Source organism: Agromyces hippuratus, assembly GCF_013410355.1.
GTDB classification, from domain to species: domain Bacteria; phylum Actinomycetota; class Actinomycetes; order Actinomycetales; family Microbacteriaceae; genus Agromyces; species Agromyces hippuratus.
The window spans coordinates 2213584-2238706 of record NZ_JACCFI010000001.1; the positions used below are offsets into that span (position 1 = coordinate 2213584).

The window sequence follows — 25123 nt, forward strand, 5'->3', positions numbered from 1 at the left end:
CCTTCGGTGGCATACTCGAACGAGAGCAATGAGAATGTTCTCACTGTGAGAATAATCATTCGGAGGACCGATGCGCAAGCCGTCGCCCGTCGCCGACGTCGTCATGCACCCCGTCCGTCTGCGCATCATCCAGCAGGTGGGCACGCGCGAGATCACCACGGCGAGCCTGCGCAGCGCCCTGCCCGACATCGCGCAGGCCACCCTCTACCGGCACATCGCCGCGCTCGTCGACGCCGATGTGCTCACCGTCGTCGAGGAGCGGCGCGTGCGCGGCGCGGTCGAGCGCACCTTCGCGCTCGGCGAGCGCATGGCGCACGTCGATCACGACGAGCTGCTCGAGATGGGCGCGCGGGAGCTGCAGCAGGCGTTCCTCACCTTCCTCGCCCATCTCGGCGAGAGCTTCGACCGGGCGAGCGCGGCCGACGATCCCCGATTCCGCGACTTCCTCGGGTTCGGCGAGATGACGCTGCACGTGACGACCGACGATCTCGCCGTGGTCCAGGCGGGGCTCGGCGAGCTCCTCGCGCCCTATCTGGCCGCCACTGGCGACGACCGCCGCGCGGTCACACTCGCGACGGCGCTCATCCCGACCGACGGCGCCGCGCCGCGCGACTGACCCCGGCGACCTCCGGTCGACCCGCTCAGTGCGCGTGCCCCGGCTGTTCCACGCCGGGTAGCGGCGCGTCGGTGCCGGTCTGGTACGAGCCGTGCGGCACGGCGTGCTCGCCGGCCTCGGTCGCGGCGAGTGCGGGGGTCGCGAGCGCCGCGACGAGCGCGGCCCCGGCGACGAGGCCGATGAGACGAGCGGTGTCGGATGTCGCGGCGACTCGGTCTCCGCGCCCACGCCCTGCCGATCGGGCGGGGCGGGTTCGGGCTCGCAGTTCGAGGCCCGCCGAGAGCGCCACCACCACGATGAACACGGCTGCCGCGGCGAGCGGGCCCGGCGGGACATCCGTCATCGCGGCAGCACCCGTCGAGACCGCCGCCGCCATCCCCACGAGGGCGGCAGCGGTCGCGACGAGTGTCGCGGACGGGGCGATCACGCGCCCCGCCCGGAACGCGAGCCCGCCCCAGCCGAGCGCGGCGACGCCGGCCACGACGAGGGCGGGCTGCATCGCTCCCCCGGCACCGGCGGCGAGCGCGGCGAGCACGAGCCCGGCGCCGAACGCGGCGAGCATCGGCCAGCTGCGCAGGGCCGCCGCCAGTGCGTGCATGGCCGGCCCCTACGCCGTCGCCACGCGTCCGGAGCGCTCGAACCCGAGCGCGACCCCCAGCAGCACGATCGCGCTCGCGAGGTGCAGGAAGTGGTCGGCCGTGTTCAGCGCGAGGATGTTCGCCGCGGTGCCCGCGAGGAAGAACCCCACGATGCCGAGCAGCAGGTAGGCGGCGCCGACCGTCGCGTTGACGGCCTTCGCCGCGGCCGCCGAGACGATGCCGCCGATGAGCAGTGCGGCGCCGATCAGCAGGTGGGCCACGTTGTGGAGCGGGTTCACCGCGAACACGCCGAGGAGCAGACCTCCTTCGGTCGCGAAGAACCCGACGCCGCCGGTGACGGCGAATCCGAGCACTCCGACGAGCAGGTAGACCGCACCGAAGACGGTCGCGACGATGCGGTTCGGGGAGTTTCGCATGAGGTTCCTCCTTCTCGAGGCACGACGGCTGCCGTGCTCAGGGGATTCGGAACGTTCCCGACATCGGATTGGGCGGGTGCGCCGCACCTCATCCGACGGCGACGACCCCGGCGAGCGCGACGCCGGTCACGATGAGCGTCGAGGCCCCGGCGAGGGCGAACGGTCGCACGCCGACCCGGCGGAACATGCTGAACCGCACGCCGGTGCCGAGCGCGAACATCGCCGCCGCGAGCAGCACCGTTTGCGCGTGGCCCGCGCCGGCGACGACGTCGTCGGGCACCCAGCCGAGCGAGCGCACCACGACCATCGCGATGAACCCCACGACGAACAGCGGAATGATCGGCGGCCGCTTGCCCGGGGTCGCGCCCGCTGCGAGCGAGCGACGACGCTGCACGCTGACGACGGCGAGCACCGGCGCGAGCATCAGCACCCGGGCGAGCTTGACCACGACGGCCACGGCGAGCCCCGCGCCGCCGATCGCCCCGCCGACGGCGACGACCTGAGCGACCTCGTGGATCGAGCCGCCCGCCCACATGCCCGCCTGCTGCGCATCGAGGCCGAGGAGCGACGCGGCGAGCGGGATGAGCGGGATCATGAGCGTGCCGAAGATGACGACGAGGGCGACCGCGGTCACGACCTCCTCCTCCTCGGCCTCGATCACGCCGTCGACGGCCGCGACCGCCGCGGCGCCGCAGATCGAGAAGCCGCACGCGATGAGCAGGCGCTGCGTCGCCGAGATGCCGAGCAGGCGCCCGATGAGCAGGGTCGAGGTGATGCCGATCACGACGATCGCCACGACGACGAGGATGACCCCGACACCGAGGTCGAGGATGTCCCCGAGCACGAGTTGCAGGCCGAGCAGCACGACGCCGAGGCGAAGCAGCGGCTTCGCGGCGAACGCCAGCCCCGCCTCGAAGCGCGGCGAGAGCGGCACGGCGTTGCGCAGCAGCACGCCGAGCACGATCGCGATGAGCAGGGCGCTCGTGCCGGGCAGGAGGAGCGCCGCGGTCATCGACGCCGCGACGCCGGCCGCGGCGAGCCCGAGTCCGGGGGCGAGGTCGGCGAGGCGCGCGCGAACCCTCGCCGTCGTGCTGCGCGGAGCCTGTGGTGCGCTGGGCGATGCGGGGGCGGGTGCGGTGCGGGTCATGCTTCAACGATCGTGATCGGATGCCGCGGGCGGTAGCCGCCCGTTCGGCATCGAGGCATATCATGCTGATATGCCCACCCGTTGGCCGGACCTCGCGGTGCTCGAGCTGCTGGTCGCGATCGGCCGGCACGGCAGCCTCGGGCGTGCCGCGCGTTCGGTCGACATGGCCCAGCCGAACGCGAGCCGGGCGATCGCCGGGCTCGAGCGCTCCCTCGGCCTCACGCTCATCGAACGCCACTCCCGCGGCTCGCGCCTGACCGCCGACGGCGAGGCGATCGCGGAACTGTCGGGCCGACTGCTCGTCGGCGCCGACGACCTGCTCGCCGCCGCAACGGCACGACGGGGGCACCACGAGTCGAGGCTCGAGCTCGCCGCGAGCCTCACCGTCGCCGAGTACCTGCTGCCCGCCTGGATCACCGGACTTCGCCGCGGCACCCCCGAGCTCGACGTCCGCATGCGCGTGGAGAACTCCGCGCGGGTGTTCGAACTGCTCGAGTCGCACGACATCGAGCTCGGATTCGTCGAGTCGCCCGGTGTGCGGCGCGGCCTGCACAGTCGCACCGTCGCCGTCGACCGACTCGTGGTCGTGGTGTCGCCGACGCACGCGTGGGCCCGGCGATCGCAGATCACGGTCGACGAACTCGCCGCCACCCCGCTCGTGACCCGAGAAGCGGGCTCCGGCACACGATCGACCCTCGCCGATGCGCTCGACGGCAGAACGCCGGCGGAGCCGTCCCTGGTCGTGGCGAGCAATGCGGCCGTGCTCATCGCCACGGCATCCGGAGCCGGACCGACCGTGCTCAGCGACCTCGCGACCCGGCCATGGGTCGCCCGCGGCGAGCTCGTCGAGGTCGCCGTCGCCGGGCTCGACCTCACCCGTCGCCTCCGCGCGGTCTGGCGACGCGGCGACGTGCTCTCCACCCCCGCCGCGACCCTGCTGGGCGAGCTGTCGCGAGGTCGTGCGGGCGGGAACATAGACTGATTCGCGGGGGAACGGCCGGCAGCGCGGGAGGGTTCGCGTCTGGCACGGCGCATCCGATGCGGTTGCGGCGGCATGCCCGGCGTCCGCTCCTCCTCGACCGACGCACGGCATTCTGGGGGAATCTGTTGTCCACTTCGATCAACACGCACGACGGCGTCACCGTCTTCCTGACGTCGGCCACCGAAGCCGACGTGCACGCCGACGGCGCCGTCCTGGGCATCCAGGCCGTCGACGGCGACGCACTGCGCGACCGGGTCGTGGCCTTCGTGCAGGAGCGCGCGCAGCGCCTGGGGATTCCGGCGACCGCCGCCCTCATCGACGACTCCTCCCACTGGACCCTGACCGTCGAACCCGACGGCCGCGTCACCGAGGCGCCGACGGGCCTCGTGACCGAGAGCTTCGAGCCGCGGCCGACCTCGACCGCGGCGGCGGCTCCGGTGCAGGCGGCACCGGTGTCGACCGTTCCGGTGTCGGCGGCACCGGTGTCGACCGTTCCGGTGTCGGCCGCTCCGGCCGTTCCGACCGCCCAGCCGATTGCGGCTCCGCCGGTGGCCGCGGCGACGCCCCAGCCCGTCGCGGCGACGCCGGCGACGGAGCCCAAGGCGCACCGCCCCACCGTCGAGGACCTGCTCTCGAGCCGGCCCCGTCAGCGTCCGCTGAAGGCGACCATGGGGTGGCAGGGCCGGGTGCGCCGCATGAGCGGCGGCCTCATCTCGCCGAAGCCGAGCGCGACCGAGCAGACCCGCCACGACCAGACGAACCGCGTGCAGAAGCGGCTCGACGGCCCGCGCACGATCGTGGTGCTGAACCCCAAGGGCGGGGCCCACAAGACCACCAGCACCCTGCTGCTCGCCGCGACGTTCGGCCGGCTCCGCGGCGGCTCGACGCTCGCGTGGGACAACAACGAGACCCGCGGCACCCTCGGCTGGCGCGCCCAGCACACCCCGCACCACCGCACCGCGGTCGACCTGCTGGGCGACCTCGAGCAGTTCGAGAACCCGAGTGTCGCGAGCCTCAGCCAGCTCGACGACTACGTGCGTACGCAGGTCGACGCCCGCTTCGACGTGCTCGCCTCCGATGAGGATGCCGCCGCGACATCCACCATCGACGACGCCGCGTTCGACCGGCTGCACCGCACGCTCTCGCGCTACTACCGCCTGCTGATCGTCGACACCGGAAACAACATGCGGGCCTCGAACTGGGTGGCGGCGGTCGCCGCAGCCGACCAGCTCGTGATCGTCTCGACCGTGCGCGAGGACACGGCGGCGAGCGCCGCCTGGCTCCTCGACGGCCTCGCCGAGAAGGGGTTCGGCGACAAGGTCGACCGGGCCGTCACGATCCTGACCTCGCCATCGGAGAAGCCCGACCGCGAGCTCGAGCAGCGCCTCGCCGACCACTTCGGCGCGCTGACCGCGGCCGTCACGACGATCCCGTACGACGCCGCGCTCGTCGACGGTGGCACGATCGACTTCGACGCCCTCTCGGCCGAGACGCACGACGCGTGGCTCACCGCCGCCGCCGTGGTCGCCGACCAGCTCTGAGCCAGGGCGCGGAGATGATGATCGACGAGCACAGCCCGAGGGAGCGCGAAGTGCCGCTGCACGAGATGTCGCCGGTCGACCGGGACGCCGCCTCCGCGATGTGGAACGACTACTGGCGCGCCCATCCCGACCAGGTCGGTCTCGATGACGTGCCCACCGTCGAGCGGTTCGGCGATCACGCCGAGCTCTCGGATGCGCTGCTCGAGCTCGTCATGTCCGGCCGGAAGCGCGCCACGGCCACTCTGGTGAAGGAGTTCGCCGCCGACGGCGTGCCGCTCCCCCGCGTCGGGAGCCACTGGATCGCGTGCGACGCGAGCGGCGCCCCCCGGGTCATCCTGCGGAGCACCGAGCTGCGACTCGGCACGATCGCAGACGCCGACGAGGCCTTCGCCTTCGACGAGGCTGAGGACGACCGCTCGCTCGAAGCCTGGCTCGTCGGCCACCGTCGCTACTGGGACCGCGTCTGCACCGCGCTCGAGATCGAATGGTCCGACGACCTCGAGATCCTCTTCGAACGGTTCACGGTCGCGTGGCCGGAGACCCGAGGGCCGCTCGTCGGCTGACGCTCCCCGGGAGGTCGCACCGCGGCGTGCGCACGCCCGGGCCTAGGAGCCGTCGCGCAGGTGGGCGGGAGCCACATCGGTGAACCGGATGGCGTCGAACCGTGCGTCGCAGGTCGTTCCCATCGGCGCTTGCGCGAGGAACCCCACGACCGGGGCGACATCGGTGTGCACTCGGAAGAGGCGGACGAAGTCCCATCGGGCGCCATCCGTCGATGCGTGGAACGCGTACGCCGACCCGAGTCGCGCCACTCGGAGGTGGGTGAACGGTTCCTCGACGACGGTCGAGTTGCAGTCGTCCGAGAAACCGTTGGTCACCACGCTGACGACCATGGCCTGCCCGGCCGGCGAGTACTCGAAGCACAGCTTGGCCCAGTGGTCCTCGTCGCACCACAGGCCGAGCGCCGCGGCATCGAATGTGGAACGCTCCCCCACGACGCGAACCCGCGCGCTGAGCGCGAAATCGCCCGAGGGTCGGAAGCCGAGCAGGCTCGCTCGATGCTGTCCGGGGCCGCTGAGGGGGTCGTTGCTCCAATCGACTCCTGCCGAGGCGCGCAGGCGGAGCTCGCCCGCGTCGTCGTCGACGTCGGCACTCGCCGCGCCGTTCGTCCACGCCAGGACCGGCAGACCTGCTACTCGCACGGATTCCCCCACCTCGTCGACGAGAACACTACCGGCGGAACGAGCGCTGGGCTCGGACCGCTCTGCCACCGACGCGCTCGAAGCAACCTCGAAACACAGCCCGGTTACACTCGCATTCGGCCTGGACCAGCCCGCCACCAGCGAAACGGCCGATCATCCAGAGTTCCGCGCACACGATCCGCGGGATTCGCGAGTGCCCCGGGGTGGCCCATGAACAGCGAACCGATCACCGTCTCGATCCGGCGCGAGGTCGACCCCGAACGCATCTCCGAAGCGACCGCGTGGGTGCAGACCGGCGTGAACCTCGCCGCCAAGTACCCGGGCTTCCTCGGCTCGGGCTGGGTGCGCGCGGGCGAGGGCTCGCAGGTCTGGCACATGCTCTACCGCTTCGCGAACGAGGAGACCCTCGACGCTTGGGAGCGCTCGGCCGAGCGCACCTGGTGGCTCTCGATGGGCGAGGGCTTCGTGCGTTCGGAGCGCAGCAGGCGCCGCACCGGCATCGAGGGCTGGTTCGACGACCCGGCGACGGGTTCGGTGCCGGTGACGGATGCCGCGGCATCCGCTGCGCTCGAAGAGCTGCCGCCCGCACCGCCGCGGTGGAAGCAGGCCGTGACGATCTGGCTCGGCTTCTTCCCGGTGAACCTCGTCTTCACCCTGCTCGTGACCGCGTTCGTTCCCGGCTGGAACGAGCTCGAAGTCGTCTGGAAGGTGCTCGTCACGACGCTGCTGCTGACGCCCGTCATGACGTTCTGGGCGCTGCCCTTCGTGACGCGGATGCTGCGTCGCTGGCTCGCGCCCGCCGCTCGCTGAGGCCGGGCGTGCTCGCCGCTACGCCGACGCGTCGCCGGTCACGCGCCGGTGCTCGAGCACGCGGCGGATGACGAGCACGACCAACGCGATCGCGATCGCGCCGTAGACGACCCAGTCGAGGTACTGCAGGTACTCCTCGAGCAGCGCGTGCTGGGTGCCGAGGGCGGCACCGACCCCGATGAGCAGGCTGTTCCAGATGCCCGACCCGATGGCCGTGAAGAGGAGGAACCAGGCGAGCGGCATGCGATCGGCGCCTGCGGGCAGCGAGATCAGGCTGCGGACGCCCGGGATCATGCGCCCGACGAGCACCGACCAGCGGCCGTGCTTGTGGAACCAGGCGGCGCCCCGCTCGAGGTCGGTGAGGCTGACGAGTCGCGTCCACGCGATCCAGCGGATGGCCCGATCGAGGCCGACCGCGGCGCCGAGGCCGTAGAGCACGAGCGCGCCGATCACGGACGCGAGGGTCGACCAGAGGATGAGCATGCCGAGGTGGAGGTCGCCCGACTGGCTGAGATAGCCGGCGAACGGGAGGATGACCTCGCTCGGGATCGGCGGGATCAGCACCTCGAGGAACACCAGCACCCCGACCCCGATGTCGCCGAGGGAGTTCAGCACGTCGGCGGCGAATCCGGTGAGGCCGGTGAACCCGTGGTCGTCGGTCGTCGTCAGCAAGGTCGTGTCTCGGCTCTCGGTCGGGGTCGATGATCGGTGCTCGGCGGCAGGCCCACGGTACCGGTTGCCGGATGGGCGAAAGCTGGGCGCCCGGTTCAGCGGGGCGTGCCGATGCGACGGGCGAGGGTCGTCGCGGCCTCCTGCACCGCCGACACGTACCGGGCGACATCCGCGTCGGGCGCGGCATCCGGATACGTCACTGCGACGGCGGCCGCCGGCCAGCCGACGTGATCGCGCACGACCGCGCCGACCGACGCCAGGCCGCCCGTGACCTCGCCGTCCTCTCCGGCCCAGCCCTGCTCGCGCACCACCGCGAGCACGCGCTTCAGCCGTCCGTAGCTCCACGCCTCGTCGGCGCCGTCGAGCGCGGGCCGACCGGCGAACGCCGCACGATCGGGGTAGAGCGCCCGCAGCTGCGCCGGCGGCAGCACGGCGAGCATCGCCCGGCCGGTCGCGGTGAGGTGCGCGGGCAGGCGCACGCCGACGTCGGTCACGAGCGACGGGCGGCGGGGCGCGCGCTCCTCGACGAGGTAGAGCACGTCGCGCCCGTGCAGCACCGCGAGATGGCCGCTCTCGCCGAGGCGGTCGACGAGCGCCGCGACGAGCGGCCGGCCGAGACGGGCGAGGGGCTGCTGGCGCGAGAAGCCGCTCGAGAGCTCGAAGGCGGCGACGCCGAGCCCGTATCGGCGTTCCTCGGGCAGGTGCACGACGAAGCCGCGCTCCTGCATCACCGCGAGCAGGTGGTAGACCGTCGAGCGCGGGATGCCGAGCGCCGAGGCGATCGTGGCCGCTGGCACCGGGCCGCGCTGCGCTGCGAGATGCGTGAGGATCGCGAGCGTCTGGTCGGCCGCCGGCACCTTCGACGTCTGCGACCCGCCCGCCTGGCGTCCGATCGCATGGAGATGACGGTTGTCGTCGCTCTGACGGCTGGGATCCGGCATCTATTGTCCTCTCGATGTGCGCGTGGAGCGCCGATGTGCGCGTGGAGCGAGCGTACCGCCGAAGTCTGGGATACCGGACAGCGACCCCACCTCCGCGCTTCCCGCGCGCGCGGGGGCGGTGTGGAATCGGAGGTATGAGCAGCAACGTCTCCGCACCCGCACGCGCCGCGGCATCCGTCACCGTCGGCACCGGCCCCCTCGGCATCGACGACGTCGTCGCGGTCGCCCGCCACGGGGCATCCGTCGTGCTCGACCCGGCAGCGCTCGACGGCGTCGCCGCGAGCCGTGCGATCGTCGAGGGCCTCGCCGCAGACCCCGAGCCGCACTACGGCATCTCGACGGGCTTCGGCGCGCTCGCCACGACCTTCATCGCGGAGGACCGCCGCGCCCAGCTGCAGGCGAGCCTCGTGCGCTCGCACGCCGCGGGCTCGGGCGCCGAGGTCGAGCGCGAGGTCGTGCGCGCCCTCATGCTGCTGCGCCTGTCGACCCTCATGACCGGCCGCACCGGCGTGCGCCGCGAGACGGCTGAGACCTACGCGGCGATCCTCAACGCGGGCATCACCCCCGTCGTGCGCGAGTACGGCTCCCTCGGATGCTCCGGCGACCTCGCCCCCCTCGCGCATTGCGCGCTCGTGGCGATGGGCGAGGGCGAGGTGCGGGTCTCGACGGGCTCGACCGACAGCGAAGGCGAGACGACGGATGCCTCGAGCGCCCTCGCCGCCGCCGGCATCGCGCCGCTCCACCTCGCCGAGAAGGAGGGCCTCGCCCTCATCAACGGCACCGACGGCATGCTCGGCATGCTCGCCCTCGCGATCGACGACCTGCGGATGCTGCTCACCACCGCCGACATCGCCGCGGCGATGAGCGTCGAGGGTCTCATGGGCACCGACGCCGTCTTCGCCGCCGACCTGCACGCGCTTCGCCCGCAGCGCGGCCAGGCGATCTCCGCGTCGAACCTGCGGCGACTGCTCGCGGGCTCCCCCATCGTCGCGAGCCACAAGGGCCCCGAGTGCACCCGCGTGCAGGACGCCTACTCGCTGCGATGCTCCCCCCAGGTGCACGGCGCCGCCCGCGACACGCTCGCCCACGCGGCATCCGTCGCCGATGCCGAGCTCGCGAGCGCAGTGGACAACCCCGTACTGACCCTCGACGGGCGCGTCGAGTCGAACGGCAACTTCCACGGAGCACCGGTCGCGTACGTGCTCGACTTCCTCGCGATCGCGGTGGCGGACGTCGCGTCGATGAGCGAGCGTCGCACCGACCGGTTCCTCGACCGGGCGCGCAACCAGGGCCTGCCGCCGTTCCTCGCGCACGAGGTCGGCGTCGACTCCGGCCTCATGATCGCGCAGTACACCGCTGCGGGCATCGTGAGCGAGTTGAAGCGACTCGCGGTGCCGGCATCCGTGGACTCGATCCCGTCGTCGGCGATGCAGGAGGACCACGTCTCGATGGGCTGGGCGGCCGCGCGCAAGCTCCGTCGCTCGATCGACGGGCTCTCCCGGGTTCTGGCGATCGAGGTCATGACGGCCGCCCGCGGACTCGCGCTGCGGGCGCCGCTCATGCCGGGCGAGGCGACCGGAGCGGTCGTCTCGCTCGTCGCCGAGACCGGCGCGGTGCCGGGGCCCGACCGCTTCCTCTCCCCCGAGATCGAGGCGATCTCGGGCATGGTCGCGCACGGCGACATCGTCGTCGCGGCGATGTCAGCGACCGGCGCGCTCGACTGAGCCGAGTCCACGTGTGCCCCGAACAGGGTGCGGAATCTGCGCACTCAGGTGTTGTGTCGACCTGCCTGCGCTGAGAGACTGAGGGAGATGCCGGCCCCCGAAGCCGGCTCGCGAACGGAACCCTATGTCGCTGATGCATCGATCGCCCGGCCTGAGCCGCCCGTTCCGTGTGCAACGCACCCGGCCAGACGGGCTCGCCGTCGCCGCCGCAGCAGCCGTCATCGTGCTCGGCATCTCCGGCATCAGCACGGCGTCGGCAGAAGAGGTCGTCGCGACCGAGGACGCGGCGACGACTTCCGAGACCACGACCGAGGACACCGGGTCGACCGACACCGGGTCGACCGACACCGGGTCGACCGACACCGGGTCGACCGACACCGGGAGCACCGACACCGGGAGCACCGAACCGGCGCCCGAGGAGACGGAACCGCCGGCCCCCACCGAGGAGCCCACCGAATCGCCGGCCCCCACCGAACCGCCGGTGACGCCGACTCCCACCCCGACTCCCACGCCAACGCCGACCCCGACTCCCACGCCCACACCGACTCCCACGCCGACGCCGACGCCGACTGCACCGCCGACGACGAAGCCGACGACCGAGCCCTCCGCACCGGTCGCCACCCCTCGCGCACCGCTGCTCATCGGCAGCGGCCCGTACGCTCGCATCGCACGCGGCAGCGACCCGCAGCTCAGCTCGCTGCTCGGGGCGCGCACCGCGCTCGATCGGGCGACCGCCGCCCTGCGCACGGCCGAGGCCGAGCTCGAGACGGCTCGATCGACGCAGGCCGCGGCACGAGCCCTGGCGACGCAGCTGCAGGAGCAGGCCGACGAGGCCCGCGCCGACGCCGACGCGGCCGGCGCTGCCGCCTTCGCCGCTTCGCGCGGCGGTGACACCTCGCTCACGTCGATGGCCGCCGCGTTCGGCTCGGGCAAAGACCTGCTCGCCGGCCTCGGCGGCGTGGCACGTGTCGACCAGATCACCGGCGACGCCGAGAAGCTCCAGCAGATCGCCCAGAAGCGCTCCGATGAGGCCGACGCCGCCGAGCAGCGTGCCGCAGACGCCTGGGCCGCCGTCGACGCCGTTCCGGTCGAGGCGGCAGAGGCCGCGGTTGCCGCGGCGGAGCGCGACGTGAAGTCTGCCCGCTCGGATCTCTCCGGGCTGCGCGCCCGCGTCGCCGCCTCGAGCGTCTCCCTCATCGACTCCCTCCCGCGCGACGCCGGGCAGCTGAGCGACCAGGGCTGGGCCCCGCCGGTCTCCGGCTCTCAGACCGACGGGTACGGCCCCCGGCCGAACAAGCCGCTCGCCGGCGTGAACGAGTTCCACCGCGGCACGGATGTCGCGTCGAGCTGCGGCTCGCCGATCTTCGCCGCCACCGGCGGCATCGTCGTCGAGGCGCGCGCGAGCGGCAGCTACGGCAACTGGATCCTGCTCGAGCACGGCTCCGGTGTCTCGACCGGCTACGCGCACCTCTCCGACGGCGGCATCCTCGTGAGCCCCGGCGACGAGGTCGCGGCCGGCCAGCTCATCGGCACCGTCGGCAGCACGGGCGCATCGACCGGCTGCCACCTGCACTTCGAGGTGCGACTCGACGGCACCGCCGTCGACGCCGTTCCGTTCATGGCGGCTCGCGGCATCCGGCTCGGCTGACCCGGCTGTCAGCGCGGAGCGGTCCTCCCGACCGGTTCGTGGCGCGCAGCAAGCGCCCGCGTCTGGTATTCCAGACAGCACGCGCACGACATCCGTTGTCGGCGACCACTCGGTGCGCGAGCATCGGAGCATGACCGACGCACCCACCGCAGCACCCGCCGGCGCCCGCACCGTTCGCGCCGCACGAGGCACCGAGCTCACCGCGAAGAGCTGGCAGACCGAGGCGCCGCTGCGCATGCTCATGAACAACCTCGACCCCGAGGTCGCCGAGCGCCCCGACGACCTCATCGTCTACGGCGGTACGGGCAAGGCCGCCCGCAACTGGGAGTCGTTCGACGCGATCGTGCGCACGCTCGAGGGCCTCGAGGCCGACGAGACCCTGCTCGTGCAGTCGGGCAAGCCCGTCGGCGTGTTCCGCACCCACGAGTGGGCGCCCCGCGTGCTCATCGCGAACTCGAACCTCGTGGGCGACTGGGCGACGTGGCCCGAGTTCCGCAAGCTCGAGCAGCAGGGCCTGACCATGTACGGCCAGATGACGGCCGGCTCGTGGATCTACATCGGCACCCAGGGAATCCTGCAGGGCACCTACGAGACCTTCGGCGCGATCGCACGCGCACGTTTCGGCGGCACGCTCGCCGGAACCCTGACGCTCACCGGCGGCTGCGGCGGCATGGGCGGCGCCCAGCCCCTCGCCGTCACGATGAACGAGGGCGTCGTGCTCATCGTCGACGTCGACGCGACGAGACTCGCCCGCCGGGTCGAGCACGGCTACCTCGACGAGATGACCGACGACCTCGACGACGCGATCGCTCGGGTGCTCGCGGCGAAGGAGTCACGCACGCCGCTGAGCGTCGGCCTCGTCGGCAACGCCGCGACAGTCTTCCCCGAGCTCCTCGCCCGCGGTGTCGCGATCGACATCGTGACCGACCAGACGAGCGCGCACGACCCGTTGTCGTACCTGCCCGAGGGGGTGAGCGTGGCCGAGTGGCACGAGCTCGCGGCATCCGACCCCGAGGCCTTCACCGACCGCGCCCGTGCATCGATGGCGAAGCAGGTGCAGGCGATGGTCGAGTTCCAGGACGCCGGCGCCGAGGTCTTCGACTACGGCAACTCGATCCGCCGCGAGGCCGAGCTCGGCGGCTACGACCGCGCGTTCGCCTTCCCGGGCTTCGTGCCGGCCTACATCCGCCCGCTCTTCGCCGAGGGCAAGGGCCCGTTCCGCTGGGCGGCGCTCTCGGGCGACCCTGCTGACATCGCCGCGACCGACAAGGCGATCCTCGAGCTGTTCCCCGACGACGAGCATCTGCACCGCTGGATCACGCAGGCCGGCGAGAAGGTGCACTTCGAGGGCCTCCCCGCTCGCATCTGCTGGCTCGGCTACCAGGAGCGCCACCTGGCGGGCCTGAAGTTCAACGAGATGGTCGCCTCAGGCGAGCTCAGCGCGCCCGTCGTGATCGGCCGCGACCACCTCGACTCGGGCAGCGTCGCGAGCCCGTACCGCGAGACCGAGGCCATGGCCGACGGCTCCGACGCGATCGCCGACTGGCCGCTGCTGAACGCGCTGCTCAACACCGCTTCGGGCGCGACCTGGGTGTCGATCCACCACGGCGGCGGCGTGGGCATCGGCCGCTCGATCCACGCCGGCCAGGTGATCGTCGCCGACGGCACCGAGCTCGCGGCGGAGAAGATCGCCCGCGTGCTCGTGAACGACCCGGGCACCGGCGTCATGCGTCACGTCGACGCCGGGTACGACCGCGCGGTCGAGGTCGCTCGCGAACGCGGCCTGCGCGTGCCTATGCTCGAGGCATGAGCGACGGGGGCGCCGCGGGGCGCATGCTGCTGACCGGCATCGGGGAGCTCGTGACGAACGACCCCTCGCCCGACCGCGAGGGCGGACCGCTCGGCATCGTGCGCGATGCCGCCGTGCTCGTCGAAGACGGCCGCATCGCGTGGGTCGGCAGCGCCACCCACGCCGACGAGCACCTCGACCGCCGGATCGAACGCGAGGACCGCCGTGAGGGCGCCGAGCATCGTTCCATCTGGGATGCGGAGGTCGAGGTCGTCGACACCGGCGGCAGGGCCGTGATCCCGGGCTTCGTCGACAGCCACTCGCACCTCGTCTTCGGCGGCGACCGCGCCGCCGAGTTCGCCGCCCGCATGGCCGGGCAGCGGTACGAGGCGGGTGGCATCCGCTCGACGGTGGCGGCCACGCGGGCCGCGAGCGACGACGAGCTGCGGGCACGGCTCGCCGGCTTCGTCGCCGAGCTGCACGCGCAGGGCACCACGACGTTCGAGATCAAGAGCGGATACGGCCTGAGCGTCGCCGACGAGGAGCGGCTCGTGCGGCTCGCTCGCGAAGTCACGTCAGAGGTCACCTTCCTCGGCGCGCACGTCGTGCCGTTCGAGTTCCGCGAAGACCCGGCGTTCGGCGGCGACGCCGACGGCGCCGCCGAGGCCTACGTCGACGTCGTCGTCGGCGACATGCTCGACGCGTGCGCGCCGCACTCGCGGTGGGTCGACGCCTTCTGCGAGCGGGGCGCGTTCACCGCCGAGCAGTCGCGACGCGTGCTCGAGGCCGGCGCCGCAGCAGGCCTCGGCGTGCGGGTGCACGGCAACCAGCTCGGCGAGGGGCCCGGCGTGCAGCTCGCCGTCGCGCTCGGCGCCGCCTCGGTCGACCACTGCACCTACCTGAGCGATGCGGATGTCGCGGCGCTCGCGTCATCCGACACGGTCGCCACCCTCTTGCCGGGCGTCGAGTTCTCGACCCGCCAGCCCTACCCCGACGCCCGACGCCTCATCGAGGCAGGGGTCACGGTCGCCCTCGCGAGCGACTGCAACCCGGGCTCGAGCTTCACGAGCTCGCTGCCGTTCTGCATCGCCGTCGCCGTGCGCGACATGGGCATGACCCCGGCCGAAGCGGTCTGGGCGTCGACCGCGGGCGGCGCCCTCGCGCTGCGGCGCACGGATGTCGGTGCGATCCGCCCCGGCATGCGGGCCGACCTCGTCGAGCTCACGGCGCCGAGCCACGTGCACCTCGCCTACCGGCCGGGTGTGCCGCTCATCGGGCGCGTCTGGAAGGACGGCGCGGTCGTCGCAGGGTGAGGAGACGGCGTCAGCCCCGCCGCACCTCGATCGCGCTGATGCCGCTGAGGCCGATCCACGCGCGGTCGGTCGTCTCGACGAGGGTGGCGAGCACGTGGTCGCAGGTGCTGCAGCGCACGACGGTGCCGGCACCGCTGCGGTAGACCATCGCGCGGGCGAGTTCGCCGAGCGCGCCGCACCCGTTGCAGCGCGCCGTCGCCGTCGTCGCGTCGAAGCTGAAGAACTCGGCGAGCGGGCCCGCCAGGGCGTTGCCGTCGACATGCTGCATCAGGTGCCTCCGTATCGCTCGGTGCGGATCGATCGTGCGTCGTGGCCGAGCTCGACGAGCCAGTCGGCGACGCGCTCGACGAAGCCCGTCGAGCCGCAGACGAAGACGCGCGGCCGCTCGGCCGCCGGGATCACGGCCGACTCGAGCACCTCGCGCGTGATGCGCGCGGGCGGCGTCCGCCACCCGTCGGGCGCACGGCGCGTGTAGACGAGGTCGAGCTGCAGCGGAGCGGATGCCTCGGCGAGGCGCCGCAGCTCGTCGGCGAAGTAGACGTCGTCGGGGCTCCGCACCGAGTAGAGCAGTCGGAACCGCGTCGGGTCCTGGGCGACACCGTGCGCCTCGGCCATGGCGTAGAGCGGCACGACGCCCGAACCGCCGGCGATGAGCTGCACGGGCCGGGCATCGACGGCCGCGGCGGCGTGCGCGGCATCCGGCGCCCACACGAAGAACGCGCCGAGCGGCCCGTGCACCTCGAGCATGTCGCCGGCGCGCACGTCGTCGACGAGGTACGGCGAGACCTCGCCATCGGGCAGCCTGTCGACGGCGAGGGTCACCCGCGTGCCCGCGCCCGACGACGCGATCGAGTACGAGCGGGTCGCGGTGTAGCCGTCGGGGGCCGTGAGCCGCACATCGAGGTGCTGGCCGGCGGCGTTGCCGGGCCATCCGTCGACCTCGAGCTCGATGCGCGAGGCGTTCGGCGTCTCGCGACGCGTCGATGCCACGGTCGCGACGTGCCAGCCCGATCGGGGCACCGCGGGCACCGCGGCAGCCGACGCAGCGGCCGGCGACGTCGTCTGCGCGGTGGCCTCGCTCACCAGTAGCGCTCCTCCGTCCACGGGTCGCCGTGCAGGTGGTAGCCGTTCTGCTCCCAGAATCCGGGCTCGTCCTGATCCATCATCACGAGGCCGCGCACCCACTTCGCGCTCTTCCAGAAGTAGAGGTGCGGCACGAGCAGCCGCGCAGGGCCGCCGTGCTCGGGCTCGAGCGGCTCCCCGTCGAACTCGAACGCGACCCAGGCCTTGCCGTCGAGCAGCTCGTCGAGCGGCACGTTGGTCGTATAGCCGCCGTAGCTGTGCGCCATGACGTATTCCTGCTCGGTCTCGACGTGCTCGAACAGCGTGTCGAGCGAGACGCCGCGCCAGCTCGTGCCGAGCTTCGACCAGTGCGTGACGCAGTGGATGTCGGTGTCGACGTCGTCGATCGCGAGGGCGGTGAACTCGTCCCAGTTCCAGCGGTGCTCGCCAGACTCGGTGCGGATCGTGAACTCCCACTCGGCCGTGTCGACCTCGGGCGTGGGCCCGGCCGAGAGCACCGGGAAGTCGTGGACGAGGGTCTGGCCGGGTGGCAGTCGTTCGTCTCGCTCACGACTGCGCCCGCTGAACCCCCTGGTGATGAACGACATCTCGCTCCCTCCCGTTGGCATCGACCCTAGTGTTGCCGGGGGCTGCTGTCACCGGTTCCGATCGTGCGTGCGGTCGGGGGCGTCGAACGTCACCCCGATCGGCGGCGCGGCGACCTTGCCCGCGCTCGTCGCAGCACGCACGTCGGCCCACGATGCCGCGTCGAAGGTGAAGACGGCGATCGCCGCCGTCGACATCGCCTCGGCGGTCTTCGAGAAACGGGTCGCGAGCTCGGTCATCTCGGGATTGTGGCCGACGAGCATCGCGACCGCGAGCCGGTCGTCGAGCGAGCGGATGACCCGCAGCATCGTCTCGACGGACGCGGAGTAGAGCCGCTCGTCGGCGATGATGCGGCGGGCGGGGGTGCCGAGCTCGCCCGCGACCAGTGCGGCCGTCGACCGTGCGCGCTCCGCGGTGCTCGTGATGATCACGTCGGGCTCGATGCCGCGTTCGACGAGTCGCCGGCCCATGCGCGGCGCATCCTGCCTGCCGAGATCGTTCAGCGGGCGATCGTGATCGGGGAGGCCTGGCGAGTCCCAGCTCGACTTCGCATGGCGCATGAGCACGAGGGTCTTCACGGTGCGTCCTTCCGTCGGGTCGGTCACGCGCACGCCCTGCTCAGCGCAGTGCTTGCCCGCGGCGACCTCCAGCACGCGGAGTGCCGCTCATCGTACGGTACGCCCGTCCGGCGCATCCGCGGAGGCATCGACCTCGGCGAGGCCGATGGACGCCGAAATGCCGCCGTCCGATCGCCCGGTGATCGTCAGTCGTCACGCACTCGTCACCGGCGGGCGCGCCGTCACCGGTCGCGAGCAGGAGCCTCGAACAGCACCGCGACCGGCGCGACCGCGCCGACCTCGGCCCAGTCCGCGACGTCGAATCGGAACTCGGCGACGGCGCAGGTCGGCATCTCGGCGATCTCATCCGAGAGCCGGGAGGCGAGCTCGCCGACCTCGGGGTTGTGGCCGACCAGCATGACGCCGGTCAACTCATCGTCGAGGGCCCGGATGATGTCGAGCAGACCCTCCGGGGAGGCACCGTAGAGACGGTCGTCCTCCAGGATCCGATCGGATCCGAGGTCGAGCGCCTGCGCGAGGATCGCCGCTGTCGAGCGGGCGCGCACCGCCGTGCTCGTCACGATCACGTCGGGAACGACGCCGCGCTCTCGCAGTCGCTCACCCGCCCTCGGCGCATCGCGCCGGCCCCGATGGTTCAATGGGCGCTCGTGGTCGGGAAGCGTTGGGTCGCCCCAGCTCGATTTGGCGTGCCGCACCAGCAGGACAGTCTTCATGGTTCCGTTCCCGTGTTCATCGTGTGCGCCTCGATCGGGGCGCCCTGTCAGCGCAGTGCGATGCCCGCGGCGACCTCCAGCACGCAGAGTGCTGCCAGTCGTACGGTACGCCCGTCGGGCGCATCCGCGGTGGCATCGACCTCGGCGAGGTCGACCGATTCCACTCGCTGGTCGGCTCCGGCCGCGCGTGCGGCCTGTCGCAGTTCGTACGCGGAGATGCCGCCCGGCACCGATGCGGGGCACCCGGGTGCCACCGCGCGGTCGCACACGTCGACGTCGAGATCGACGTGGATCGGGCCGCCGCCCGCGCCGGCGATCTCGAGCGCCTCGGCGAACACATCGCCCATGGGGCGGCGGTGCAGCTCGTCGCGGTGCACGACGGTGATGCCGGCGTCGCGGGCCCGGTCGGCGTATTCGCGGGAGTTCACGAAGTCGGCGATGCCGATCTGCACGATGCGTCGGCCGTCGAGGCCCGCCTCGAGCAGTCGCCGCACCGGCGAGCCGTTGCTCACGCCGTCGCGCAGGTCGTAGTGGGCGTCGAGCGTGATGAGCCCCGCCGTCGCGAGCCGCTCGCCCCAGGCGCCGAGCGCCACGGGCGAGGTCAACGAGTTGTCGCCGCCGAGCGCGACCACGGTGCCGGCCCGGGCCGACGCCGCGGCGACCGCCGCACGAACCCGCGCCTCGCCCTCGGGCCCGTCGGGCTCGCCGACATCGCCGGCGTCGGCGAACACGAGGTCGTCGAGCGAACGCGCGTCGCCGCGACGCTCGCGATCGGCCATGAGGGTCGGGTTGTAGCGGCGCAGCGCCGCGCGGATCGCCGCGGGCGTCGCGTGCGCGCCGGTCGGCGAGAGCGACGTGCTGAACGCCGGCACCCCGAGCAGCGCGAGATCGGCGCGCTCCCCTGCACCGAGCGCGTCGAGCGGCGGCCAGTCACCGGCCCGTGGCCAGAGCGGATCGTTCGGAAGCGCAGCGGTGCCCATGGTCAGACGCTAGCAATGACGGATGCCGCGAGCCGAGGCATCCGCCATCGCTCGTGTCTGCGATACCGGACGACTCACGGTCGTTCGCTCGTACGCCAGGGTCGCGCATCGGTGCGGAGGAGGCTGTAGACCGCCACGTCGTGATTCGTTCCCGCGTTGAAGAACGCGCCGCGCGCGACGCCCTCGTACGTGAACCCGCACTTCTCGGCGATGCGCCGGCTGGCACCGTTCTCGGGCACGATCACCAGCTGGATGCGGTGCTTCTTCTTGGTGCCGAAGAGGTGGTCGACGAGCAGCTGCACCGCCTCCGTCACGTAGCCGCGGCCGGCCTCGGCCGGGTCGTACAGCCGGTACGAGAGCTCGTACGCGTCCCAGTAGTCCACCGGGATGAAGAACTCGATGTGCCCGATGACGCGGGTGTCGCGATCGTCGTCGGCTCGGACGCGGATCAGGAGCGTGCCCTCGTCGCGCTCCCAGAATCCGGTCGCGGCGAACCGCGCGGCGAGCACCGGCTCCGACACGACCGTGAGCGGGAAGTAGGCGCCGCGACTGCCGAGGTCGACCTGCGCCTCGTAGAACGCAGGCAGGTCGGCATGCCGCACCGGGGCGAGCGTCACCAGTTCGCCGGTCAGCATGCCGCGACTCCGCGGAGGCACCTTCGCACCATGGGCGGCATGGTACTCGCCGCCGAGGCGGGCGTCACCTGGTCGGCGACCTCACCTGGCGGGCGAACGCACCGCCTCAGCCGCGGAGGGCCGCGAGCAGCTCGCGCTCGCGGTCGGCGGTGAGCCCGGCGCCGCGCTCGCGATCGAGCCCCTGACTGCGCTCCCACTCGAGGATCTCGCGCAGCAGCTGGTCGAACGGCCGCAGGCGCAGGCCCGCGGCGAGTGCGGCGGCGTTCGACCGGTCGAGGAAGGCGGTCCACTCGGGGTCGATGATCCACAACGGCAGCGACTCGGGGCCCGACCACTCGGCCACCCCCTGCTCGGCGAGCCACTCCGGCGAGACGGCGACGACCTCGCCCTCGTGACCGGCGATCGCGCGCGAGCGCTCGAGCCAGTCGCCGAACGTGGTGCGCTCGCCGACGGCGTTGAACGCGCCGGTACGCCCCTGCTCGATCGCGTCGAGCGTGAACGCCACGAGGTCCTCGACGTGGATCGCCTGCACGGCGTCGTCGAGGATGTCGGGCACGAGCATCGGGTCGTCGCTGCGAGCGGCTCGCGCCACCCAGTAGCCGCCGCGGCCCGACGGATCGCCGGGTCCGACGATGAGGCCGGGGCGGACCACGAGCAGTCGGTCGCCCAGGGCCTGCCGGTACGCCGCCTCGATGGCGGACTTCGCCTCGCCGTACGTCTCCGCGGTCGATTCGTCGCCCTCGAGCGGCGGCATGAGCTCGGCCGACTCGTCGGCGCCCGGTTCGTTCTGGGCGGCGTAGACGTTGCCCGAGGAGATGAAGGTCCAGTGGGCCGCCTGTTCGGCGAGCGCCGCGGCGGCGCCGCGCGCGAATCCCGGCTGTCGGGTGACGTCGATGACGGCGTCCCACTCGCGACCGGCGACGGCGTCGTAGGCACCGGGCTCCGAGCGATCGCCCGCGACGAAGGCCGAGCCCGCGGCCGTCGCGCCGGCTTCCCCTCGCGCGAACGAGGTGACCGCATGCCCGCGGCGCAACGCCTGCCTGGCGAGTTCGCGACCGAGCCACTGGGTACCGCCGAGGATCAGGATCTCCATTCGGACATCACAGCACGATGCGGATGCCGCGCGCGCCCCTGTTCTCGATCCGCGAACCCCGCGGCATCCGCTGCTACCGTCGGAACATGTTCGCGGCGACTCGGGAATAGTTCGGGCGAACAGGCGTTTCCACCTGATGACAGATACCCCCTAGGGGTATAAGCTCGATTCGAGCTTGACGACGGAGGAAGATCGATGAGCACGACGCACGGCGGACACGAACACGAGGGTCACGCGGGGCACGAGGGTCACGCGGGGCACGAGGGTCACGCGGGGCACGAGGGTCACGCGGGGCACGAGGGTCACGCGGGGCACGACACGAGTGCGCAGGACTCGCATGCCGGGCACCAGCACGCGCCGGCGACGACGGCGCCCGACCCGCACGCGGGGCACGACATGAGCGCGCACGCGGGCCACGACATGAGCGGCCACGGCGGCCACGACCAGCACGCAGGTCACGACATGAGCGGCCATGGCGGGCACGGGGGGCACGGCGACCATGTCGGCCAGTTCCGCCGCCTGTTCTGGATCATGCTCGTGATCGCCGTGCCGACGATCGCGTTCAGCCCCATGTTCGCGTCGATCCTCGGCTACTCGCTGCCCGACAACCCCGTGATCCCGTGGATCTCCCCGGTGCTCGGCACGGTCATGTACTTCTGGGGCGGCAAGCCGTTCCTCACCGGGGCCTGGTCGGAGCTGAAGGCCCGCAAGCCCGGCATGATGCTGCTCATCGGCCTCGCGATCACGGTCGCGTACTTCGCGTCGCTCGGCGCGAGCCTCGGCCTGCTCAGCCACCACCTCGACTTCTGGTGGGAGCTCGCCCTCCTCATCGTGATCATGCTGCTCGGCCACTGGATCGAGATGCGCTCGATCATGCAGGCCTCGAGCGCACTCGACGCGCTCGCGGCACTGCTGCCCGACGAGGCCGAGCGGGTGGTCGCGACGGGCTCGACCGGCGGGGCTTCGACAGGCTCAACCGGCAGCCTCGCAATCGAGACCGTCTCCCCCTCGGAGCTCTCGGTCGGCGACGTCGTCATCGTGCGCCCCGGCGGCCGCGTGCCCGCCGACGGCGAGGTGATCGACGGCACCGCCGCGATGGACGAGTCGATGATCACCGGCGAGTCGTCGACGGTCGCCCGCGGCCCCGGCGCGCACGTCGTCGCCGGCACCGTCGCGACCGACACCGCGATCCGTGTGCGGGTCGGCGCGGTCGGCGACGACACCGCACTCGCGGGCATCCAGCGGCTCGTCGCACAGGCGCAGGCCTCGACCTCGCGTGCACAGCGCCTCGCCGACCGCGCCGCCGGCTGGCTCTTCTGGTTCGCGCTCGGCGCCGCGGTGATCACCGCGATCGCCTGGACCCTGCTCGGCGACCCCGACGACGCCGTGATCCGCACGATCACCGTGCTCGTGATCGCCTGCCCCCACGCCCTCGGCCTCGCCATCCCGCTCGTCGTGTCGATCGCGACCGAGCGTGCGGCGAAGGGCGGCGTGCTCGTCACCGACCGCCTCGCGCTCGAGACGATGCGCACGGTCGGCGCGGTGCTCTTCGACAAGACCGGCACGCTGACCAAGGGCGAGCCCGCGGTGACGGATGCCGCGGCCGCGCCGGGTCACGACCTCGACGATGTGCTCGTGCTCGCGGCATCCGCCGAGGGCGACTCGGAGCACCCGCTGGCGAAGGCGATCGTCGCCGAGGCCGCTCACCGCGGACTCGCGACACGCGCCGCCCAGGGCTTCGAGGCCTCGGCCGCGATCGGCGTGCGCGCCACGGTCGACGACCGGGCCGTGCAGGTCGGCGGCCCCGGCATGCTCGAGCGCGAGGGCCTCGCGCCGCTCACGGCATCCGTCGCCTGGGCCGAAGCCGGCTCGACGGTGCTGCACGTGCTCGTCGACGGCCAGGTCGCCGGCGCCATCGCGCTGGCCGACGAGATCCGGCCCGAGTCGAAGGAGGCGGTCGACGCGCTCCACGCGCTCGGCGTGCAGGTCGTGATGATCACGGGCGACGCGGAGCCGGTGGCCCGCACGGTCGCCGCGCAGCTCGGCATCGACCGGGTCTATGCGGGCGTGCGCCCCGAAGACAAGGCCGCGAAGGTGCAGGAGCTGCAGCACGAGGGCCTCTCGGTCGCGATGGTCGGCGACGGCGTCAACGACGCCCCGGCGCTCGCGCAGGCGAACGTCGGCATCGCGATCGGCGCGGGCACGGATGTCGCGATCGCCTCGGCCGGCGTGATCCTCGCGTCGAGCGACCCGCGTTCCGTGATCTCGGTCATCGAGCTGTCGCGGGCGAGCTACCGGAAGATGAGCCAGAACCTCTGGTGGGCGGCCGGGTACAACCTCGTCTCGGTGCCCCTCGCGGCCGGCATCCTCGCGCCCATCGGGTTCGTGCTGCCGATGTCGGTCGGCGCGATCCTGATGAGCCTCTCGACCGTCATCGTCGCGGCGAACGCGCAACTGCTGCGCCGCCTCGACCTGCGGCCCGAGGCCTCGACCCGGGCAGTGCTCGAGCGCGCGAGCTGAGGCGCGTCTGCGGGTCGAGCCTGTCGAAACCGCCTCACGGAGCGGGGTTTCGACAGGCTCAACCCGCAAGAACGCTCGACCGGGCTCAACCCGCAGATCGGCGCGGCCACGCCGCCCATGCGCGGTGCGGGCCGAACGGGCCGGGGCCGCCGCCCTCGCTCGACCCGCGCTCGGTGCGGAACGACGCCCAGCCGCCGGATGCCTCGGCGAAGCCGCCCGTCACGACGGCGTCGACGTGCTCGCGCACCGACGCGACCGAGTCGTCGACATGCTCGTCGCACGCATCGCATCCGCAGAACGGCGACGGCAGTCTCGTGAACTCGCCGCATCCGATCACGAGGCCGGGGAACGAGGTGAGGCCGATCACGATCGGCGCCGCGTCATCCGCTCTCGGACGCAGCCGGACCGCGCGCACGACCTCGACGCCCTCGGAGAGCCAGGGTTCGACCGGCGGCTCGACGTCGCGCTCGACGTCGAACTCCGCTTCGAGGTCGTCGGCGAGCGCAAGGGCGAACGCATGCAGCGGGCGGTAGCGCTCGGTGTCGCCGACCCGGCTGTACGCCTCCTGCGGCGGGCCGTGGGCGCCCCAGCGAGGCGGCTCCACCGGCAGCTCGTCGACGCCCGACGACGCGCCGCGGCGGGGCGGCTCGACGGCACGACCGGAGCCGATGCCGCCCCGGTCGGCGGTCATCCGCCCTCCCGATCCACGAGGCCCGTCATGATCGCGGTGTCGGGGTCCACACAGGCTTCCTCGAGTGCGGCGTCCCATTCGGGGTCGTACATCGACCGGGTGTTCGAGGGGAACCAGCCCTGGTCCGGCCACTTCGCCACGAACTCGTCACGCGGCGGAGCCGGTGCCACCTCGATCGCGTTCTCGGCCAGGCACGGGCCGTAGTACTCGGTCAGGTAGTCGTAGATCCAGCCGAGCTGCTCGGCGTTCGGCGGCGCTGACGTGCGCTTCTCCGGATGCGCGACCCGGCACGAGTACAACGCGATCGCCTCCTCGACCGTCGTCGTCGACGTGCCGATCGAGACGACGGGGCTGTCGGGGTCGGGGCCGGTGCGGCCCTCGTCGATCGGCAGCCCGGCGGCCTCGAAGCAGGCGCGCGTCACGTCGACGCGATTCTCGTCGGTCACGTACGCCGCGAACGCGACCTCGGGCCGCACCGCATCGGGATAGGTCGCCAGCACGGTCTGCCAGCCGCGGTCGGCCTCAGTGAGGCGCGCGGCCTCCACATCGGCATCGGTGAACGGGTCGCCCGCCGGCCACGGGGCGAACTCGGGCACGGGGATGGATACGACCTGCGCCGCGGCATCCGTCGCCTCCGGCGTGGCGGTCGACGCGTCTGCACCCGCGCTCGAACCGGAGCACCCGGCCAGCGTCGCCAGAACGAGCAGCGCCGTACCGACCGCCATCGATCCCCGTGCTCTACGCATGCGCACCTCCGCCGCGAACCTAACAGCGCAGCGCTCGTCGGCACCAGAGCCCACCGCGGGTCGTGGACGGAGCCTCCGACGCCGGGCTGGCATCGCCCA

26 protein-coding genes are annotated in these 25123 nt (G+C 72.6%); 10 read left to right on the plus strand and 16 right to left on the minus strand.

Annotated elements, in window-relative coordinates:
* Window positions 1-70 precede the first annotated feature (70 nt).
* Entirely contained in the window at window positions 71-616 is a 546-nt protein-coding gene (locus BJY17_RS10310; protein WP_179551267.1) for a helix-turn-helix domain-containing protein, read from the plus strand.
* Window positions 617-641: 25 nt separating this feature from the next.
* On the opposite strand, the gene BJY17_RS10315 is transcribed toward BJY17_RS10310, so the two are convergent.
* From BJY17_RS10315 to BJY17_RS10325, 3 genes are all read right to left on the minus strand, one after another.
* The gene (locus BJY17_RS10315) at window positions 642-1214 is read right to left on the minus strand and encodes a hypothetical protein (RefSeq protein WP_179551268.1); all 573 of its coding nucleotides are present in this window, start codon (window positions 1212-1214) and stop codon (window positions 642-644) included.
* 9 nt (window positions 1215-1223) lie between these two features.
* A complete protein-coding gene (locus BJY17_RS10320; protein ID WP_179551269.1) occupies window positions 1224-1631 on the minus strand; it encodes a DUF4383 domain-containing protein in 408 nt (135 codons plus the stop codon).
* An 88-nt stretch (window positions 1632-1719) separates the two neighbouring features.
* A complete protein-coding gene (locus tag BJY17_RS10325; RefSeq protein ID WP_179551270.1) occupies window positions 1720-2778 on the minus strand; it encodes a YeiH family protein in 1059 nt (352 codons plus the stop codon).
* 70 nt (window positions 2779-2848) lie between these two features.
* Here BJY17_RS10325 and BJY17_RS10330 point away from each other — a divergent pair, with 70 nt between their 5' ends.
* The 3 genes from BJY17_RS10330 to BJY17_RS10340 all read left to right on the plus strand — a co-directional run bounded on the left by BJY17_RS10330 (window position 2849) and on the right by BJY17_RS10340 (window position 5864).
* A complete protein-coding gene (locus BJY17_RS10330; RefSeq protein ID WP_179551271.1) occupies window positions 2849-3760 on the plus strand; it encodes a LysR family transcriptional regulator in 912 nt (303 codons plus the stop codon).
* A 125-nt stretch (window positions 3761-3885) separates the two neighbouring features.
* A complete protein-coding gene (locus tag BJY17_RS10335) occupies window positions 3886-5301 on the plus strand; it encodes a MinD/ParA family ATP-binding protein (protein ID WP_218889884.1) in 1416 nt (471 codons plus the stop codon).
* Window positions 5302-5315: 14 nt separating this feature from the next.
* On the plus strand, window positions 5316-5864 hold the full coding sequence (locus BJY17_RS10340) for an ASCH domain-containing protein (protein WP_246303702.1): 549 nt from the start codon (window positions 5316-5318) through the stop codon (window positions 5862-5864).
* A 42-nt stretch (window positions 5865-5906) separates the two neighbouring features.
* Here the strand turns inward: BJY17_RS10340 and BJY17_RS10345 are convergent, their stop codons facing one another.
* Window positions 5907-6503 carry a DUF1349 domain-containing protein gene (locus BJY17_RS10345; protein ID WP_179551272.1) on the minus strand — a complete coding sequence of 199 codons (597 nt, stop codon included), beginning with the start codon at window positions 6501-6503 and terminating at the stop codon, window positions 5907-5909.
* A gap of 210 nt (window positions 6504-6713) precedes the next feature.
* Here BJY17_RS10345 and BJY17_RS10350 point away from each other — a divergent pair, with 210 nt between their 5' ends.
* The gene (locus tag BJY17_RS10350; RefSeq protein WP_179551273.1) at window positions 6714-7313 is read left to right on the plus strand and encodes an antibiotic biosynthesis monooxygenase; all 600 of its coding nucleotides are present in this window, start codon (window positions 6714-6716) and stop codon (window positions 7311-7313) included.
* A gap of 18 nt (window positions 7314-7331) precedes the next feature.
* Here BJY17_RS10350 and BJY17_RS10355 read toward each other — a convergent pair whose 3' ends face one another.
* Together BJY17_RS10355 and BJY17_RS10360 are read right to left on the minus strand one after the other, a co-directional pair.
* Complete coding sequence (locus BJY17_RS10355) at window positions 7332-7985, minus strand: DedA family protein (RefSeq protein WP_179551274.1); 654 nt, start codon at window positions 7983-7985, stop codon at window positions 7332-7334.
* Between the two features lie 95 nt (window positions 7986-8080).
* A complete protein-coding gene (locus BJY17_RS10360) occupies window positions 8081-8842 on the minus strand; it encodes an IclR family transcriptional regulator (protein ID WP_376866722.1) in 762 nt (253 codons plus the stop codon).
* Window positions 8843-9060: 218 nt separating this feature from the next.
* On the opposite strand from BJY17_RS10360, the gene hutH reads away from it, so the two are divergent.
* The 4 genes from hutH (at window position 9061) to hutI (ending at window position 15400) form a co-directional block, all read left to right on the plus strand.
* A complete protein-coding gene (gene hutH, locus BJY17_RS10365; protein ID WP_179551276.1) occupies window positions 9061-10650 on the plus strand; it encodes a histidine ammonia-lyase in 1590 nt (529 codons plus the stop codon).
* A gap of 133 nt (window positions 10651-10783) precedes the next feature.
* Window positions 10784-12298: a M23 family metallopeptidase gene (locus BJY17_RS18535; RefSeq protein WP_246303703.1), complete on the plus strand. Its 1515-nt coding sequence runs from the start codon at window positions 10784-10786 to the stop codon at window positions 12296-12298.
* A gap of 130 nt (window positions 12299-12428) precedes the next feature.
* Window positions 12429-14108, plus strand: a complete 1680-nt coding sequence (hutU, locus tag BJY17_RS10375; protein ID WP_179551277.1) for a urocanate hydratase — start codon at window positions 12429-12431, stop codon at window positions 14106-14108.
* Window positions 14105-15400 carry an imidazolonepropionase gene (gene hutI, locus BJY17_RS10380; protein ID WP_179551278.1) on the plus strand — a complete coding sequence of 432 codons (1296 nt, stop codon included), beginning with the start codon at window positions 14105-14107 and terminating at the stop codon, window positions 15398-15400. The genes hutU and hutI overlap by 4 nt, the downstream gene beginning before the upstream one ends.
* Window positions 15401-15410: 10 nt before the next feature.
* On the opposite strand, the gene BJY17_RS10385 is transcribed toward hutI, so the two are convergent.
* The 8 genes from BJY17_RS10385 to BJY17_RS10420 all read right to left on the minus strand — a co-directional run bounded on the left by BJY17_RS10385 (window position 15411) and on the right by BJY17_RS10420 (window position 21067).
* Window positions 15411-15668 carry a DUF6510 family protein gene (locus BJY17_RS10385; RefSeq protein WP_246303704.1) on the minus strand — a complete coding sequence of 86 codons (258 nt, stop codon included), beginning with the start codon at window positions 15666-15668 and terminating at the stop codon, window positions 15411-15413.
* Window positions 15668-16483, minus strand: a complete 816-nt coding sequence (locus tag BJY17_RS10390) for a ferredoxin reductase (protein ID WP_322789806.1) — start codon at window positions 16481-16483, stop codon at window positions 15668-15670. The genes BJY17_RS10385 and BJY17_RS10390 overlap by 1 nt, the downstream gene beginning before the upstream one ends.
* On the minus strand, window positions 16480-17070 hold the full coding sequence (locus BJY17_RS10395) for a sulfite oxidase-like oxidoreductase (protein ID WP_179551279.1): 591 nt from the start codon (window positions 17068-17070) through the stop codon (window positions 16480-16482). The genes BJY17_RS10390 and BJY17_RS10395 overlap by 4 nt, the downstream gene beginning before the upstream one ends.
* A 48-nt stretch (window positions 17071-17118) precedes the next feature.
* Window positions 17119-17721, minus strand: a complete 603-nt coding sequence (locus BJY17_RS10400) for a SixA phosphatase family protein (RefSeq protein WP_218889885.1) — start codon at window positions 17719-17721, stop codon at window positions 17119-17121.
* Window positions 17722-17867: 146 nt separating this feature from the next.
* Window positions 17868-18359 (minus strand): SixA phosphatase family protein, encoded by a 492-nt coding sequence (locus BJY17_RS10405; protein ID WP_179551280.1) that lies wholly within the window; start codon window positions 18357-18359, stop codon window positions 17868-17870.
* Between the two features lie 47 nt (window positions 18360-18406).
* Window positions 18407-19339 (minus strand): arginase family protein, encoded by a 933-nt coding sequence (locus tag BJY17_RS10410; protein ID WP_179551281.1) that lies wholly within the window; start codon window positions 19337-19339, stop codon window positions 18407-18409.
* 74 nt (window positions 19340-19413) lie between these two features.
* A complete protein-coding gene (locus BJY17_RS10415; RefSeq protein ID WP_179551282.1) occupies window positions 19414-19974 on the minus strand; it encodes a GNAT family N-acetyltransferase in 561 nt (186 codons plus the stop codon).
* Between the two features lie 106 nt (window positions 19975-20080).
* Window positions 20081-21067 carry an NAD-dependent epimerase/dehydratase family protein gene (locus tag BJY17_RS10420; RefSeq protein WP_179551283.1) on the minus strand — a complete coding sequence of 329 codons (987 nt, stop codon included), beginning with the start codon at window positions 21065-21067 and terminating at the stop codon, window positions 20081-20083.
* A 195-nt stretch (window positions 21068-21262) separates the two neighbouring features.
* Between BJY17_RS10420 and BJY17_RS10425 the strand changes: the two genes are divergently transcribed.
* Window positions 21263-23587: a heavy metal translocating P-type ATPase gene (locus BJY17_RS10425; protein ID WP_179551284.1), complete on the plus strand. Its 2325-nt coding sequence runs from the start codon at window positions 21263-21265 to the stop codon at window positions 23585-23587.
* 85 nt (window positions 23588-23672) lie between these two features.
* Here BJY17_RS10425 and BJY17_RS10430 read toward each other — a convergent pair whose 3' ends face one another.
* Complete coding sequence (locus BJY17_RS10430) at window positions 23673-24278, minus strand: DUF6226 family protein (protein WP_179551285.1); 606 nt, start codon at window positions 24276-24278, stop codon at window positions 23673-23675.
* On the minus strand, window positions 24275-25024 hold the full coding sequence (locus tag BJY17_RS10435; RefSeq protein ID WP_179551286.1) for a hypothetical protein: 750 nt from the start codon (window positions 25022-25024) through the stop codon (window positions 24275-24277). Before BJY17_RS10435 ends, BJY17_RS10430 begins: the two co-directional genes overlap by 4 nt.
* Window positions 25025-25123 lie beyond the last annotated feature (99 nt).